General features: G+C 60.4%; 7 protein-coding genes and 2 pseudogenes. 8 read left to right on the top strand and 1 reads right to left on the bottom strand.

Going from position 1 to position 17,976, the window contains the following annotated elements; genetic code table 11:
- Positions 1–87 precede the first annotated feature (87 nt).
- The 8 genes and pseudogenes from AB3X39_RS03375 to mscL all read left to right on the top strand — a co-directional run bounded on the left by AB3X39_RS03375 (position 88) and on the right by mscL (position 15,140).
- Complete coding sequence (locus AB3X39_RS03375) at positions 88–5,139, top strand: hypothetical protein (RefSeq protein ID WP_369415942.1); 5,052 nt, start codon at positions 88–90, stop codon at positions 5,137–5,139.
- A gap of 445 nt (positions 5,140–5,584) precedes the next feature.
- Positions 5,585–11,281, top strand: a complete 5,697-nt coding sequence (locus AB3X39_RS03370) for a hypothetical protein (protein WP_369415941.1) — start codon at positions 5,585–5,587, stop codon at positions 11,279–11,281.
- Positions 11,282–11,371: 90 nt separating this feature from the next.
- Positions 11,372–11,845: a YcxB family protein gene (locus AB3X39_RS03365; RefSeq protein ID WP_369415940.1), complete on the top strand. Its 474-nt coding sequence runs from the start codon at positions 11,372–11,374 to the stop codon at positions 11,843–11,845.
- 69 nt (positions 11,846–11,914) lie between these two features.
- Positions 11,915–12,919 (top strand): PDC sensor domain-containing protein, encoded by a 1,005-nt coding sequence (locus AB3X39_RS03360; protein ID WP_369415939.1) that lies wholly within the window; start codon positions 11,915–11,917, stop codon positions 12,917–12,919.
- Positions 12,837–13,217: pseudogene (locus AB3X39_RS03355) on the top strand (PAS domain S-box protein); the annotation flags it as partial. The gene AB3X39_RS03360 and the pseudogene AB3X39_RS03355, both read left to right, overlap by 83 nt.
- 161 nt (positions 13,218–13,378) lie before the next feature.
- Positions 13,379–13,555 (top strand): annotated as a pseudogene (locus AB3X39_RS03350) (hypothetical protein); the annotation flags it as partial.
- A 111-nt stretch (positions 13,556–13,666) separates the two neighbouring features.
- Positions 13,667–14,512 (top strand): diguanylate cyclase domain-containing protein, encoded by an 846-nt coding sequence (locus AB3X39_RS03345; protein ID WP_369416166.1) that lies wholly within the window; start codon positions 13,667–13,669, stop codon positions 14,510–14,512.
- A 274-nt stretch (positions 14,513–14,786) separates the two neighbouring features.
- The gene (mscL, locus tag AB3X39_RS03340) at positions 14,787–15,140 is read left to right on the top strand and encodes a large-conductance mechanosensitive channel protein MscL (RefSeq protein WP_369424375.1); all 354 of its coding nucleotides are present in this window, start codon (positions 14,787–14,789) and stop codon (positions 15,138–15,140) included.
- A gap of 27 nt (positions 15,141–15,167) precedes the next feature.
- Here mscL and polA read toward each other — a convergent pair whose 3' ends face one another.
- Entirely contained in the window at positions 15,168–17,969 is a 2,802-nt protein-coding gene (gene polA / locus AB3X39_RS03335; RefSeq protein WP_369415938.1) for a DNA polymerase I, read from the bottom strand.
- Positions 17,970–17,976 lie beyond the last annotated feature (7 nt).

Raw genomic sequence — 17,976 nt, 5'->3', positions numbered from 1 at the left:
AATACCGAATGAGATAGCGCAATAAATCGCGCTTTACATTCTTTTTAAGCCGTCAGAAGCTTGTCAAAACATCCACGGGAGGAAGTTATGGCAAGCCAAGTGATCGCCTCGGCGAAGAAAATTCCGTCCACACGCATCGCAGCTGCAATCGCAGTTCAGGCGCTGATTGCAACCTACGCCCACGCAGGCACCGGATTTGTCGATTCAGCAGATGCGCTGGGCAACCCGATCCGGGTACAAACCTACTTCTCTCACAGTCCCTCCGGGCTGCGTCAAGCCGCCACCATGGGCTCTGGCGGTACGCTTGATGCGGCGTCCTTGGCTGGGCAGCAGGTTGATGCCCTCTTTCCGGGCTATCGAGCCACCCCAGATACCGGCAAGGCCTTGCGCAAGTTTGTCGATCCGCTGGCACCTTTGGGCCCGTATGCCACCTCTGCCAATACGCTGAGCAGCAATGCGGCCGCCACCAAAAAAATCCCTGTGGCGTTGCTGGAAAAGTGGATCAACCCCAATACGCAAGCCGCCGGATCGGATGACTACCTCGAACTGGCTGTCGTCGAATACCGCGAGCAAATGCACTCGGATCTGCCAGCCGTGATCTCGACCACCGGCCCGACGGGGCTCGCCACCGGGGGCACGGTGCTGCGCGGCTACGTGCAAATCGCCAGTCCGCAGATGGAAGCCGCAGCCTTGGCCGCAGGCCAAACACTGGCCCAAACCTTCAAACCGCTTTACTACCCGGACGGCAAACGCATTCAGGTGTGGGATGCGAATCTGGATGGTTCGCCCAAGCTTGATGCCGCCGGCAAGCGACTCAAAAAAGACGCTTGGGCCGTGGAAGATCCGCACTATTTGGGCCCCGTCATCACCGCCACCCAAGGCACGCCTTTGCGCGTCAAGTTCTGGAACCTCCTGCCCGTGGGCCGTGCCCAATTGGACGCCACGGGCCAAGTGACGCAACGCAACGGCGACTTGTTCATTCCGGTCGATAAATCGCTGGCAGGTGCCGGTGTCGGTGCCGATGGCCTGACGATGTACAGCCAAAACCGCATCGCCGTGCACCTCCACGGCGGCGATACGCCGTGGATCAGCGACGGCACCGCGCATCAGTGGTTCACACCGCTTGGCGAAGAAGATGCTTTGCACACCACAGGGGCCGGCTTCAGCGGCAACTCATTGGCGTCCGAACTTCTCAACTCAACACTGCTGCCAGATTTCTTGCGCGGCCCTAGCGCGTCCAATGTCCCGGACATGTACGACCCCGGCCCGGGTGCCATGACGCTCTACTACACCAACGGGCAAAGCGCCCGCATGATGTGGTACCACGACCACGCCGTCGGCATCACGCGCCTGAATGCCTACTCGGGCATGGCAGCACCTTATGTGCTGTCTGATGCCACCGAACAAAGCTTGATCGCTGCCAAAGTGATCCCTGCCGCATCGGACACCCTGCCCTTGGTCTTGCAAGACAAGTGCTTTGTGCCCAAGGACATCGCTTTGCAAGACGCGCACTGGAACACCACCGCTTGGGGAGATTACGGCAGCTTCTGGTTCCCCCACGTCTATGAGACGGTGCAAGATCCAACCCAGTTCAACAGTTGGAATCCGGTCGGTCGCTGGCACTACGGCCCATGGTTCTGGCCCGTGTTCCCAGCGCTCTATGTGCTGCCCACCGGCGCTTATGGTGACGAAACCACCACGCCCGAATCGTGGTGCGACACCCCGGTGGTCAACGGCGTGGCTTACCCATTTGTCGAGGTCGAACCGAAACCGTATCGACTGCGTATCCTGAACGGTGCCAATGACCGTTTCTTCACCTTCAACTTGTTCCAAGCCGACCCAAGCGGGGCGGTGATCGACACAGCAGGTAACGTTGGCAGTCCGCTGGATGCCACAGGCCATCGGACGTGGGTCGGTGCGAGCGGGGCGCCGATGGCGAGCCCCCCCGTTGATCCGATAACGTCATTACCGACGAAGTTCTTCCCCACCGATGTGCGGATGGTCCCCGCTCAGCCAGCGACCACCCCTTGCCCGGCAAACGTGACTCGCTCCGATCAAGTGACGGGCGGCTGCACCCCTGCCAACTGGCCCACCGATGGCCGCAATGGTGGGGTGCCGGATCCCGCCACCGCCGGACCGACCCTGTACATGATTGGCAATGAAGCGGGTTTCTTGGCCAAGGTTTTCCCGATTGAGCCTTTGCCGACCAATCCGCTTTACGACGTAGGCCGGATCACCGTGCTGAACATCAACACCACCGGTCTTTTCCTTGGCAATGCCGAGCGCGCTGACGTGGTGGTGGACTTCAGTCAGTACGCCGGTCAGACGCTGATTGCCTACAACGACATGCACGCCCCGGTGCCGGCCGCTGACCCCCGCAACGCTTACTTCACCGGCGTGGGCGACCAAACCGCCAGTGGCGGTGCGGAGGACACCCTTCCGGGCTACGGTCCGAACACCCGCACGCTGATGCAGATTCGTGTCAAGTCGGCCCTTGCCAGCGGCGTCGTGCCCACGCCTGCCAACAAATACGACCCCACCACCCTTAACGCAGAGATTCCCAAAGCCTACGCTGCCAGCCAAGAGCGACCGGTGGTGGCGCAGTCGGCCTACAACCAAGCGTTGGGTACGAGCTGGAACGATACCCAAGCCTTCGCCTCCATCTTCACGGGCTCGCTCAAGCAACCCCAGTTCGTCTTCACACTCGGCAACCCCGGTGTGTTCGACCAGATCAAAGTCAACGTGATGGGGTCAGGCTATGTGACGGCCCCCACCGTGGTTTTCACAGGGGGTCTGTCAGGGCTGACCGGCGACGTCCCGGCGACCGCCAACGCCTCACTCAAGATGGATCAGATTGCGGTGACCAACGCCGGCAGCGGCTATCTGATCACCCCAGCCGTCAAGATCTCCACCATCACGGGCGGGGGGACTGGGGCAACGGCCCGGACCACCTTGAAAGTTTCGGGGATCAAGATCACCAATGGCGGCACCGGCTACACCACTGCACCGCTGGTGACTTTCTCCAAGCCCCAAGAAGTGGGTGGTATCACGGCGACAGGCACCGCCATCATCAAAGCAGGCAAGGTCACGGGGATCACGCTCACCAATGGTGGTGGCACGGGCTACTGGACTGCCCCCACCATCACCATCGATCCGCCTGCGGCCGGTACCAAGGCCTTGGCCACCTCCAGCGGCAGTGTTGAACGCTTTATCCTGACCTCACCGGACCCGACCAACCCGGCCGCAGCAGGGGGTGGGGGCTACACCGACTTCACCGGCGTGACCATCACGCTGACGGCGGCACCCACGGGCGGCGTCAGCGCCACAGGCTCGGCCACCGGCAAGGTCTTTGATGTGACCTTGGTGCATCCGGGCAGCGGCTACACCGCGATCCCAACAATTGATTTCATTGGCGGAACCCCGACCACAAAAGCCAAAGCCACCGCATTGTCAACCGGCCAAGGCAGCTATTTGGTCAAAACCAAGGCCATTCAAGAGTTGTTCGAGCCGACCTTTGGCCGCTTGAACGCCACCCTCGGCATTGAGTTGCCCTTCACCAGCGCGCTGACGCAGACCACCATCCCGCTGCTCTACATCGACCCGCCCACGGAAATCATCAACGACTTCGAAACCCAGATCTGGAAGATCACCCACAACGGCGTCGATACCCATCCGGTGCACTTCCACCTCATGAACGTGCAGGTGATCAACCGCGTGGGCTGGGACGGCTTCATCACCGCACCCGACCCCAGCGAAGTGGGCTGGAAAGAAACCATCAAGATGAATCCGCTGGAGGACATCATCGTGGCCTTGAAGCCCAAGCATCCCAAGATGCCAGGCTTCGGTTTGCCGCTGAGTGTGCGTCCCATGGATCCAAGCCAACCGCTGGGCTCACCGTTTGGCTTCACGCAGGTCGATGTCAACACGGGCCTGCCAACCCAAGTGGTCAACACCATGACCAACTTCGGTTGGGAATACGTCTGGCATTGCCACATCTTGGGCCACGAAGAAAACGACTTCATGCGTCCGCTGGTGTTCCAAGTCAGCGAAGCCACACCGACCGCCCCCACGGGATTGGCCGCCCAATCCTTGGGCGCAAGCGGTGTTCAGTTGAACTGGACCGACACCGCTTCGACGGAATATCAGCAGGTCGTTGAAAGCGGCAATGGCACCACTTGGGCACCCTTGGTCACCCTTCCGGCCAACCTGACCAGCTACCAAGATACGACGCCGCTGCTGGCCGAGACCCTGCGCAGCTACCGGATGACCGCTGTGGGTGCAGCGGGCTCGGCCACCTCAACGGCGGTCAGCATCTTAGGTCTACCCAATGCACCCTTGTTAACAGGCGCAGCCCAGAAAGCAGGCACCGCCTCAATCACACTGACGTTCGACGACAACTCCAAGATCGAGAAGTCGTGGAGCGTGCAGCAATTGGTGGCCGGCGGCGCTTGGACGGATGTGGGCAGCGTGGCCTCCACCACCTCAGCCACCACGGGGAAGGGCAAGACCATCACCGTGACAGCCACCAGCGGTGGGTCGGTCAGCTACCGCATGGCGGCCAACGCCATGGCAGTCGCTGCCCTGCCCTCACCCAATACCGCGTCGGCTTGGAGCAATGCGTCGCTGGCCATCACCATGATCAAGGTCAATCAGACGTTGACGGCCCCGACATCGGTCGCACTGGGCAGCACAGGCACGGTCACCACGTCCTCGGGCCTGCCCGTCACGCTGACCACAACTTCAACCCCCACGATCTGTTCGGTGGCCGGCAGTGTCATCACCCCCATCGCTGTGGGCACCTGCACAGTCACGGGAACGCAAGCCGGCAACACCCTGTGGAACACCGTGACCGCGACCAAGCAGGTGACGATCAGCAAGAAGGCCCAAACCATCGCGCTGGCCTTCACACCCACAACGATGGCCACCCGTACCAGCGCCGTCACCGTGACCGCCTCGGCGACCTCTGGTTTGCCCGTCACCCTGACCGTGACCACCCCCACCATCTGTACCCTGACCATCGCAGGAACCACGGCGACCGTGACCGGCAAGGCCAAGGGCAACTGCATCGTCTCTGGCACCCAAGCGGGTGATGCAACGTGGAATACCTCGACAGCCACCCAAACGATCGCCGTCCCTTGATGCGTTGACACCCCATCAAACAGCACCTTCGGGTGCTGTTTTTTTATATGTCAAATTAAATTGTTTTCTTAATGTTTTCTGCTTGCTAACAATAAACAAAGATATCGACCCATATTGACGCGTTTTAATGCTTTTTTGAGGTCTCATTGCAAGGCTTCATTGGGTGGAAACCACCCTCAAAAAGATGCATTTGCGCAACACTTTCACCCTCAAAAGATGAACACCCCCTTAAACAAGGGATCATTCGTGATTTTTGTCATTTTTAAGGCCGCCATCACGCCGTTCTTCTTGGAGAAAGCCTAGGGCCGCACGCCCCAATACAGGCTCAAAAAAGATGCGAAACCCTCAACAATCAACACAAACAAAAATCACATCTATTTACAAATAAACCCACCCTAAGGCACCCTGAAGACGTGTGTCCACAATCTTCAGGAGAAACCACCTTATGGCAAGCAAATGTTTGGCCCGTGCCAAGAAGCAACCCTTGACCCGCATCGCCGCTGCTATCGCAGCGCACATGCTTCTTGCCACCCACGCCCATGCCGGTATCGGCTTTGTGGATGCGCTGGATGCCAACGGTCAACCGCTGCGTCTTCAGACCTTCTTTGCCCATAGCCCATCTGGAGCTCGCCAAGGTGTGGTTCCCCCGGAAGCCAATACCCTTTTCCCCGCCGGATACCCTGGCACAGGGGCTGCGATCCGCAAGTTCGTCGATCCGCTGGCCCCGTTGAGCCCGTTTGCCACCGCTGCCAACACCCTCAGCAGCAACCCCGCAGCACAAAAACACATCCCGATCGCCAAGCCGGGTAAGTGGATCAACCCCTCCAGCGGTCTGGCCAGCGCAGACGACTACCTCGAACTGGCGGTCGTCGAATACCGCGAGCAGATGCATTCGGATTTGCCGGCCCTCCAAAAGACCACGGGCTTGAGCGGCCCCACCGGCCCAGCCAGCGGCGGTACGGTGTTGCGCGGCTACGTGCAGATCGCCAGCCCGCAGATGGAAGCCGACGCTTTGCTCGCTGGACTCAGCTTTGATCAAGCCTTCAAGCCGCTCTACTACCCCGATGGCCGTCGCATCCAGATCTGGGATACCCGCTTGGACGGTTCGCCCAAACTCGACGCTACGGGCCATCGGCTCAAAAAAGATGCTTGGGCGGTGAACGATCCCCATTACTTGGGCCCAGCGATTCTGGCCTTGCGTGGCACCCCCACCCGCATCAAGTTCTACAACTTGCTGCCCGTGGGTCGCGCCCAGATCGATGCTGGCACCGTCGGAGCCGCCAACGGCCAAATGAGCGTGCTGCAACGCAATGGCGATCTCTTCATCCCCGTGGACAAATCCCTGTCCGGTGCCGGTTTGGGCCCCGACGGCATGACGCTCTTCAGCCAAAACCGTATCGCGGTGCACCTGCACGGTGGCGACACCCCGTGGATCAGTGACGGCACGGCCCAGCAATGGTTGGCCCCGCTGGGTGAAGAAGACCTGAGTCACACCGTCAACAACGGCTTCAGCGGCACCTCATTGGCGGCTGAAATCAACGATCCGAATTTGCTGCCAACCTATCTTCGCGGCGCCAGTTACGCCAACGTGCCCGACATGATCGACCCAGGACCGGGAGCGGTGACGCTTTACTACGTCAACGGCCAAAGTGCGCGGTTGATGTGGTACCACGATCACGCCGTCGGCCTGACGCGCCTGAATGCCTACGCCGGTATGGCGGCGCCTTACTGGCTGACCGACACGGAAGAGCTCTCGCTCATGCCACCCCTCAAGGCCGACATCTTGGCCAGCGGCACCGTCATTGCGGGCCTCACCCCCAGCCCCAACCCGGCGGGCACGGTCGATACCACCCCGATCGCGCGCAGCATCCTGCCCGGCTTGGCGGAAACGCTGCCCTTGGTGCTGCAAGACAAGTGCTTTGTGCCCAAGGACATCGCCTTGCAAGACGCTCGCTGGAACACCAGCGCTTGGGGCGACCACGGCAACTTGTGGTTTCCCCACGTCTATGAAACCGTTCAAGACCCGGCGCAGTTGAACAACTGGAACGCTGTGGGCCGTTGGCACTACGGCCCGTGGTTCTGGCCGGTGTTCCCAGCCTTGTACGCCTTGCCAAGCGGCGCTTTTGGCGATGAAACCACCACGCCCGAAGCTTGGTGTGACACAGCGGTGGTCAACGGCGTGGCGTACCCCTTCGTCGAAGTGGAGCCCAAACCGTATCGCCTGCGCATCCTGAACGGCTCCAACGATCGCTTTTTCACCTTCAACTTGTTCCAAGGCGATCCCAACGGCGCCTTGACCGACTCGGTCGGCAACATGGGCAGTGCCCCGGATGCCACCGGCCTGCGGACCTGGGTGGATGGCCATGGCATCCCCGTGGCGGGCCCTGTCGGCGCGACGTATCCGACCGAAGTTGCGATGGTGCCGGCCTCCATCCCCAGCAACCCGTGCTTGAACGGCGAAACGCGCTTTGATCAGACTCCCGGCGGCTGCACCCCCGCCAACTGGCCAACCGACGGTCGCCCCGGCGGCGTACCGAACCCGGCCACGGCAGGCCCGACGATGTACATGTTCGGTAACGAAGGCGGCCTGCTGGCCAAGCTTTTCCCGATCGACCCGCTGCCGACCAACCCGCTCTACGACGTAGGCCGAATCACGGTGTTGAACATCAACACCACCGGCTTGTATTTGGCCAACGCCGAGCGTGCCGACGTGGTGGTGGACTTCAGCAAGTACGCCGGTCAGACGCTCATCGCCTACAACGACATGAATGAGCCGGTGCCCGCCGGCGATCCGCGCAACACCTACTACACCGGCGTCGGCGATCAAAGCCGTCAAGGGGGTGCCGAAGACACCCGGCCCGGCTACGGTCCTAACACCCGCACCTTGATGCAGTTCCGCGTCAAGTCAGCCGTCACCACCCCCGGCATCAGCTTCGACCCAGCGGTGCTGGCGGCCGAGCTGCCCAAGTCCTACGCTCGGACTCAAGAGCGCCCCGTGGTGGCGCAGTCGGCTTACAACGCCGCGTTCAATCCCGGTTGCCCAGCCACCATCACTCCCGGAACAGCGGGCTGCTGGGACGATGTCAAGGCCTATGCCAGCATTTTCACGGGCTCCATCAAAGCACCGCAGTTCGATTTCGTCCCCGGCAATCCGGGTCTGTTTGATGCGGTCTTGGTCACCAGCACCGGCAGCGGTTACATCACCGCGCCCACGGTGGTCTTCAACGGGGGTGGGGCCACGACGCCAGCGAGCGCCACGGCCACGCTGAAGATCGGTCAGATCAACGTCGTCAATCCGGGTAGCGGCTATACCGTCGCACCCGTGGTCACCATCGCAGCCAGCACCGGCGGCGGCGGTGCAGCAGCACGCACCACTTTGGCCGTCAATGAGGTGCAGATCCTCAACGGTGGTTCGGGTTACCTCACTGCGCCAACCGTGGTCTTCTCCCTGCCGCAAGAGCCGGGCGGCGTGCGCGCCACCGGCGTGGCCGTGCTGACTGCGGGCAAAGTCACCGGCATCACCATCACCCACCCGGGCAGTGGCTACACTGCCGCCCCGATGGTGTCCTTCAGCCTACCGCCCTTGGGTGGTACGCGGCCCGTGGCCACCACCACCTGCGGTGTGGGGCAATTTATTTTGGTGGCCCCCGATCCCGCCAACCCGGCCAGCGCTGGGGGCGGCGGCTACGTGGACTTTACCGGCGTGACGATCACCGTCACGCCACCCACCGCCACGCTCCCCTTGGGTCATGCACCTTGGGCCAACGCCTCGGCACAAGCCAGCGGCGCGCTCTATGACATCACACTGAACAACGCGGGCAGTGGCTACACCAGCGTGCCCACCCTTTCCTTGGTCGGTGGCAGTGGCACGGGTGCTGCGGCCCAAGTGGGCCCCACGGGCAAGGCGCTTTTCCTCGTCAAAACCAAGGCCATCCAAGAGCTCTTTGAGCCCACCTTTGGTCGCCTTAACGCCACCCTCGGGATTGAGCTGCCTTTCACCAGCGCAGTCACCCAAACCACCATTCCGCTGCTGAACATCGATCCAGCGACCGAAATCATCAACGATTTCGAAACGCAGATCTGGAAGATCACCCACAACGGCGTCGATACCCATCCGGTGCACTTCCACCTCATGAACGTGCAGGTGATCAACCGCGTGGGCTGGGACGGCTTCATCACCGCACCCGACCCCAGCGAAGTGGGCTGGAAAGAAACCATCAAGATGAATCCGCTGGAGGACATCATCGTGGCGCTGCGGCCCAAGCAGCCGCACCTTGATCAAGTAGCAGGGTTTGGTCTGCCCCAAAGCATCCGACCGCTCGACCCAAGCCAGCCTTTGGGTTCGCCTTTCGGCTTCACCCAGCTCAATGTCAACACGGGTCTGCCCGCCCCGGTGGTCAACGCTGTCGCCAACTTTGGTTGGGAATACACATGGCACTGCCACATCTTGGGTCATGAAGAAAACGACTTCATGCGCCCTGTGGTCTTCAACGTGACAGAGGCTGTGCCCTTGGCCCCGAGCCAACTGAGCGTCGATGCGGGTCTAACCCCCAGCGCTGGCAGCACCTATGGCGGCGTGCAACTCACGTGGACCGACAACGCCCGGACCGAATACCAACAACGCATTGAACGCGCCGAAGTCCTCAGCGGCAGCACCGCTGCGCCCGTCTTCACGCCCTTGGTGACCCTGCCGGCCAACTTCACCCGTTACACCGACACCCAAGTCGAAGGCGGCGTGAGCTACACCTACCAAGTGGTGGCGATCGGAGCATCGGGATCCACCACCTCAGCACCGACATCGACATTGACCCCCACGGGACTGCCGCCAGCAGCCCCGGCTGATCTGATCGCCAACCAGATCGGCTCGCAGGTTCAGCTCAGCTGGACCGACAACTCTGTCTCCGAAGTGCTGTGGACCCTCCGCCAAGCGGTGCTTGATCCCGTGACCAACACCTACGGACCGGCCGTGGATGTGGTCCCGGGGGTGATCAGCACCACCACGGCGCAACGCGGCCCAGTCCAAGCCAGCATCCCCGTCACCACACCGGGTGCGACCGTGCGCTACGAGTTGGCCGCCAACGCTTCGGCCAACGCGGATCCAGCAACCAGCTCTGCTTGGGTGGCTGCGGCGCCGATCAGCATCCCCGTGGTCCTGCCGCAAAGCATCAGCTTTGGTCCCATCCCGGTGCTGAGCTTTGGTGCCAGCGCCACACTCGGGGCCAGCGCCAGCTCAGGCCTCCCCGTCACGCTGAGCAGCAGCACCCCGTCGATCTGTACGGTCAGCGGTACGACGGTGACGGCCTTAAGCGCAGGCTTATGCACGATCATGGGTGAGCAACTTGGCAACAACACCTACAGTGCCGCACCGCCTGCACGTCAAGACATGGTTGTCAACCGTGCTGATCAACTCATCAGCATCGGGACGATACCTACCTTGATGGCCACAGGGGTGGGGACGCTAAGTGCCACCTCATCCTCAGGTCTTCCAGTGACCTTCGGAACAACCACAGGCAGTACCTGCTCGGTGAATGGCACCACACTTACGGGTCTATCCACGGGGATCTGTACGGTCACAGCCGATCAAGGTGGGGATGCCAACTGGAATCCAGCACCGCAACTCTCGCAGACTGTGTCCATCACGGCCAAACCCCAGACGATCAGTCTGACTGCCCCCAACGTTGTGTCCTTGGTGGGCACAGGAACCGGCACCGTCAGCGCTCTGGCGAGTTCTGGCTTGCCTGTCAGCATCACAGCGACACCGGCCACAGTGTGTTCCATCGTGGGTAACACCTTGACAGGCGTGGCGCCCGGCACTTGCCGAATCAGCGTCAGTCAGGCTGGGGACGCGGTGTACGCTGCCGCCCAAATGGTGCGCAACGTCACCTTCACTTTGAAGCAGTTGCAGACCATCACCATGGCACCACCGGCACTGGTGCCAGTGGGTGGCACAGGTGTGATTACCGCAACAGCAACCTCTGGACTCCCCGTCACGCTGGTCTCCGCAACACCAACGGTATGTTCAGTAAGCGGTGGCGTCGTCACGGGTTTGCTGGCGGGCATTTGCCGGATCACAGCCAGCCAAGCTGGCGATGTGACATGGAATGCGGCCACATCGTTGACCATGAATGTACGGGTGAGATAAGCACCGAGAGGACGTCTTGGAATGACGTCGGGGTGGGGGTGCGATTCTGCTATGGTCGCACCCCACCTTGGTTTCTTCCACGGCTTCAACATGACCCGTACGCTCCACTACACCGAACAAGATCTGATCGACGCCCAGCGTCTGCATGCCGTGCCAGGCCCGACCATGCGCAAGCTGGTTTCGGGCATCTTTATTTTGGTCATGGTGTATTACGCTCAGACTGACCAGCTGACCAACACCCTTTTTCTCGGCACGATCATCGGATTGGTGAGCTGGGTGATGATTCAATTCTTGATCCTGATTCCTCAGCAAGCCCGGCAGCTCTACCAGCGAGATACCAGCTTGCGACGCAAACAAAGCTTCCGCTGGGATGAAGAGCAGATCAGTATCCACGCGGAAGATACGGCGCACCACATCGCATGGCGAAACGTCAAACAGATCAAGGAAAGCGCTTCGGTGCTCCTGATCTATCAAGACACCAACCACTTCAACTTGTTCCCCAAACATTGTTTCAATAACCAAGCTGAGATCGACAGTTTCAAAGCCTGTCTTCCCAAGCCATAAGTGGTTCATGGATGGATATCTGGCTACGATGGCCGCATGTCGCTCCGATCCCAATCAGTCTCGGCGGCCATGTCTGGGCCCCCTCACCCCTTGGGGCAGCACCGTTATTTGATCGTTTTGCTGGCCATCAGCCTGCCTTTCATGGCCTTGTTGGTCTTGAATCTGCATGCCGCCCAGACGCATGCACGATCCATCGCCATCAACCGGGCGGAAAACCTGAGCTTGGTGATCGAGCATCGACTGTCCCTACACTTCCGTGCTGCCGAGCACGTGCTCAAGCTGCTGACCCAGCAAGTCCCCACGGCCGCCATGGCGCAGGGGCAGATGCCAAAAAAGTACCGCGCCACCCTCGAAGCGTGGCTGCAATCCCACAGCTACGCGCTGATTCCACACTCAACACTGAGCTATTTCGATGCTCGGGGGCGGCGGCTGTACGCCTCTGAACCGACAGCGGACGAAAACATCGCTGATAAAGCGTATTTTCAGCAACTCAAGCAACACCCCCAAGACATCCTCGTTGACGCGACGAAGACGCAAGTCCACCACACTGGCCAAGGTTCCTTGGTCATCGCACTTGCTGTGCATGATGAGCAGCAACGTTTCCTTGGCATGGCGACAGTCACCACGGATATCTCCGCCTTGCTCCATGAGTTTCAAGATCTTCATCTGGGGCCCGACAGCGTCGTCACGCTGCGGCGGATCGACGATGGCAGTTTGGTGATTCGCTCCCTAGGAACGCTGGTGACCGACGCCTTTCCGGAGCGGCGCATGGTGATTCCCCAAGCCATCCAGCAAGGGACGCCCCAAGGACACCTGGAGATCGTTTCACCAGCCGACGGCATCACACGCATGTACGGCTACCGTGTCATCGACCATTCGCCCCTCTATGTGGCGGTTGGTTTGGCCGAAAAAGGAAGGCTCACGGCTCGGGCGTGCATCCGGGGCCTTGGGAGCAATCTTCCTGCTCATCTTGGCCACGGCTCTGCTTCTGATGAATCGTGCCGCCAGCGCACGCCAACGCTCCGAAGAACAACTCAGGGCCAGCGAACGTCGCTTTCGCCACTTGATCGATGACCACCGAGCCGTAATTCTTCAGATCAATCCCGACACTGGCCGCATTGTCGATGCCAATGAGGCTGCCGCAGATTTTTATGGTTGGAGCCGCGAAGAGTTGCGTGATCTATCGATCAGCGATATCAACAACCTGCCCCCTGCGGAGATTCGACAAGCCCTGAAGCAGTCCAAGCATGGCTCCTGCACCCACTTTGTTTTTCCACATCGCCTACGCAGCGGTGAGGTGCGAACGGTCGATGTGCATGCCACGCCCATCGATATCGATGGTCACATCATCTTGGTGGCGATCATTTTTGATATCACCGAGCGCCTCCGCAATGAAGCGGCGCTGACGCAACTGATGCAAGAGCAAAAAGCCATTCTTGAGGGGCGTTTGATCGGTATCGCCAAATTGCATCAACGCCACATCTTGTGGAGCAATCAGGCCATGGCGGACATGTTGGCTACACCCCCGAAGAGATGGTGGGTCAAGCGGCGCGCACGTTCTATGTTGAGGAGGCCGATTTCATCGCTTTCGGTCAAAAAGCTTATCCAGCGATTCAAGACGGCAGCTGCTACCGGGAAACGCTTCAGCTCCAACGGAGCAACGGCAGCACAGGCTGGTTCGATATCAACATCGCCCCCCTGTTTCCGGGCAGTGACGTCGCCATCATGGCGTTGGTTGATGTCACCCCGAGGATGCTCGCGCAGTTGGCTTTGCAGGAAAGCGAAGAGCGCCTGCGCACGCTGGCAGACTACACCTACGACATGGAAACTTGGATCGGCCCGGATGGCAAACTGATCTATATCAGCCCGGCTTGCGAACGCGTCAGCGGCTACACACCGTCTGACTACATGGCCGACCCAAGCCTGCTTGACAGAATCGTGCTGGATGAAGACCGTGAGCGTGTCACCGCAGCCTGCCGACTCGGCCCCGAGGATGCTCCGCACGATATGAGTTTTCGCATTCGTTGCAAAAATGGCGATCTCCGCTGGATCGCGCGAGGCATACGACCCGTACACGCCTCCGATGGCCGCCCTTTGGGTCTACGGGCCAATGACCGCGACATCACCCAACTCAAGCACGCCGAGCAACTCGCCCAGTCACTGGCCCATGCTGACGCTCTGACGGGCCTCCCCAACCGGCGCATGTTGATGGAACACCTGACGCAAAACTTGTTGCGTGCCCAGCGTTTTCATCGACCCCTTGGTTTGATCTTCATCGATCTCAATGACTTCAAAAGGGTCAACGATCAATGGGGCCACGACACAGGTGATGAATTGCTGCGTCAAGTCGCCCAACGTTTGTGCCAATGCGTACGAGCCAGCGACACCGTAGCGCGCCTTGGCGGTGATGAGTTTGTCATCTTGCTGACCGAACTCAGTCATGCCGACGATGCCACCCGGGTGGCTGACAAAATTCTTCAAGCTTTTGTGGAGCCGGTGCGCTTGGGTGAACACGCCCTCATCGTCACGATGAGCATGGGCATCACCCTGCCCGACACGAAGCACCGCCAAGATCCCCGTGAGGTCATGGCCCAAGCTGATCAAGCGATGTACCGTGTCAAACGTTCGGGTCAGAACGGATGGGTCTTGTTTCGGGAACCGACTTAGCGGCCACGTTCACCACGTTCGTGGTGTTCTCCTCCCTGATAGCCGCCATGCTCCCGACCATACGGATTAAAGGGGTTGAAACAACAACCCACTGTCGCCACACCCAAGACGACGAGAAGACCGAGTTTGACCATACGACGCATCACATTCACTTTGTTCTCCTACGTGGCGCCATCGCCACCCATGCACAACGGCCTGTGCATGCTGCCGTTGACGCACAAAGCATCCGGTAACCGTACATTAAGGCTTTCAACCACCAGACCATCATCCAACCATGAGCGTGCTTCAAGAGTTCAAGGAATTTGCCGTCAAGGGCAATGTCATCGACATGGCCGTCGGCGTGATCATCGGCGCAGCCTTCGGCAAGGTCGTTTCATCCTTGGTGGCCGATGTCGTGATGCCCCCCATCGGCATGCTGATGGGCGGGGTGAATTTTTCAGAGTTGGTTTGGCCCTTGAAGGCGGCCACAGCCAACTCACCTGCCGTGGTGATTGCTTATGGCAAGTTCGCGCAGACCGTGATCGACTTCTTGATCGTGGCCTTCGTGATCTTCACGGTGGTCAAGCTGGCCAACAGCCTGCGCAGGAAGAAAGAGGCCGAAGCTGTGGCGGTGCCCCCCCAGCCCTGACGCAGAGCACCTGCTTAGTGCATCTGCTTAGTGCGCCTGCTCCCAATTGGGCCCGACGCCGACCTCAGCCAGCAGCGGCACCTTGAGCTCCGCGACGCCCGCCATCAAACGCGGTAGGGCCTCGCGGGCCCAATCGAGCTCTGCCTCAGGCACCTCAAGCACCAGCTCATCATGCACTTGCATGATGAGGCGGCTGGCGCGGCCCTCCACGTCGATGGCGTCTTGGACGGCCAGCATCGCCAGTTTGATCAGATCGGCCGCCGTGCCCTGCATGGGTGCATTGATCGCCTGTCGCTCGGCTGCTGCCCGACGCGGGCCACTGCCGCCGCGAATATCCATCAATTCAATGCGCCGCCCGAACAAAGTCTCCACATAACCATGCTCCGCCGCTTGGGCACGCGTTGCGTCCATGTAGCGTTTGACGTCGGGATAGCGGGTGAAATAGCGCTCGATATACGCCTTGGAAGAGGTCATATCGATGCCCAAACTCTGCGCCAGACCAAAGGCACCCATGCCGTAGATCAGTCCGAAGTTGATGGTCTTGGCATAACGCCGCTGCTCGCTCGTGACGTCCACCGGCGTGATACCAAAGATCTCAGCCGCCGTGGCGCGATGCACATCCAAGCCTTCAGCAAAGGCTCGCAACAAGGTGGCGTCGTTGGAAAGGTGCGCCATGATGCGCAGCTCAATTTGCGAATAATCGGCGCTCACCATCACATGGCCCGACGGCGCGATGAACGCCTCGCGCACACGCCGACCCTCTGCGGTGCGAATAGGAATGTTTTGCAGATTGGGCTCGTTGCTGGCCAGACGCCCTGTTACCGCCACCGCTTGGGCATAGTTGGTATGGACGCGGCCGGTGGCCGGGTTGACCATCTGCGGCAACTTGTCGGTGTAAGTGCTCTTGATCTTGGCCAGACTGCGGTATTCAAGCAGTTTGGCGGGCAAGGGGTAATCCAGCGCCAACTCTTGCAGCACGTCTTCATCGGTGCTGGGTGCGCCGGTGGCGGTTTTCTTCTTGATCGGCAGGCCCAAGCGATGGAACAAAATCTCGCCGATCTGCTTCGGGCTGCTGAGGTTAAAAGCCTGCCCAGCGATGGCGTGAGCCTCGGCTTCCAAGGCCACCATGCGTTGCGCCAAGGTGTTGCTCTGGCGTAGCAACACCGAAGCGTCAATCAACACCCCGTGACGCTCGATGCGACCCAGCACGGCAGCGGTGGGCAGCTCCATGCGGGTGTAGACCTCACACAACTTGGGTTCAGCTTGCAAACGTGGCCACAAGGTCTGATGGACATGCAGCGTCATGTCGCTGTCTTCGCCCGAATAGGTCGTGGCCTGCTCCACTGAAACCTGCGAGAACGGGATCTGATGCACGCCCTTGCCGCACAGATCCTCGTAGCTCAGGCCCTTGCGGTTCAGATGCCGCAAGGCAAGGCTTTCAAGCCCATGCGGACGATGCGCTTCGAGCACATAGCTTTCCAGCATCGTGTCATGCGCCCAACCCCGCAGCGTGATGGCGTGATTGAGCAACACGTGGGTGTCGTACTTGATGTTTTGCCCAACTTTCAAGGCCTTGGCGTCTTCCAACCAAGGCTTGAGCCGTGCCAGCACCGCATGCAACTCAAGCTGCTCAGGCGCACCGGGATAGTCATGGCCCACCGGGATGTAGGCGGCTTCACCGGGCTTGACGGCAAAACTGATACCGATGATGCGGGCCTGCATGGCATCGAGCGAATCGGTCTCGGTATCGAGCGCCACCAGCTCAGCAGCGAGGAGGCGGGCCATCCAAGCGTCGAGCTGCGCCTCGGTGAGGATCGTCTCGTACTGTTTGGCAAGATCCAGCACGTCCAGCACGGCGGGCTCATCAGGAAGAGCGGCGTGCTCTGACGCACCGAATAAATCGGGCTCAGCTAAAGCCACTGCTTTCACGGCTGCTTTTTGTGCCGCCTTTTTTTGCTCGTCTTCGAGCTTGCGCCGCCGCGCACCAAAACCGTGGCGGATATAGAAGGCCAGCAAAGCCTCGCTGTCTTCCGGCTTGAACGCCAAAGATCCGACCTGCGGCCAGCCAGAAACGTGGGCGGAAAGGTCAGCGTCACACTGCACCGTGATGAGGCGGCGGCCCATCGGCAACCAATCCAGCGCCCGGCGCAGGTTCTCGCCCGCCACGCCTTTGACGCTGGCTGCTGCGGCCATCACACCGTCCAACGAACCGTGTTCAGCGAGCCATTTGACGGCCGTTTTGGGCCCCACCTTCTCAACACCCGGTACGTTATCCACCGTGTCGCCGATGAGACTGAGGTAATCAATGATGCGATCAGGAGCGACACCAAACTTGGCCAGCACACCGGCTTCATCGAGGGTTTCGCCCGTCATGGTGTTGACCAAGCTGACATGCGGATTGACCAGCTGCGCCAGATCCTTGTCACTGGTCGAGATCACCACCTGATAGCCAGCCGCCACGGCGACTTGGGCCAGGGTACCGATCGCATCATCGGCTTCAATACCGGGCACTTCCAGCACCGGCCAGCCCATGAGCCGAACCATCTCGTGGATCGGCGCCAGTTGCGCCACCAGATCCGTCGGCATCGACGGCCGGTTGGCTTTGTAATCAGCGTACCAATCGTGCCGAAAGGTCGGGCCCTTGGCATCAAAGACACAGACCGCGTGGCTGGCTGGGAACTGCTCACGCAGCCGCTCCAGCATCGAAATCATGCCGTGCAAGGCCCCGGTGGGCTCGCCCTGCGCGTTGCGCAGATCGGGCATGGCGTGAAAAGCACGGTAGAGGTAGCTGGAACCATCTACCAGCAACAGGGTCGGACGCACGCTCATGCCCACG

This window comes from Leptothrix ochracea, from assembly GCF_041083635.1.
GTDB lineage: Bacteria > Pseudomonadota > Gammaproteobacteria > Burkholderiales > Burkholderiaceae_C > Sphaerotilus > Sphaerotilus ochraceus.
This window is presented reverse-complemented; position numbering and strand designations above follow the sequence as displayed.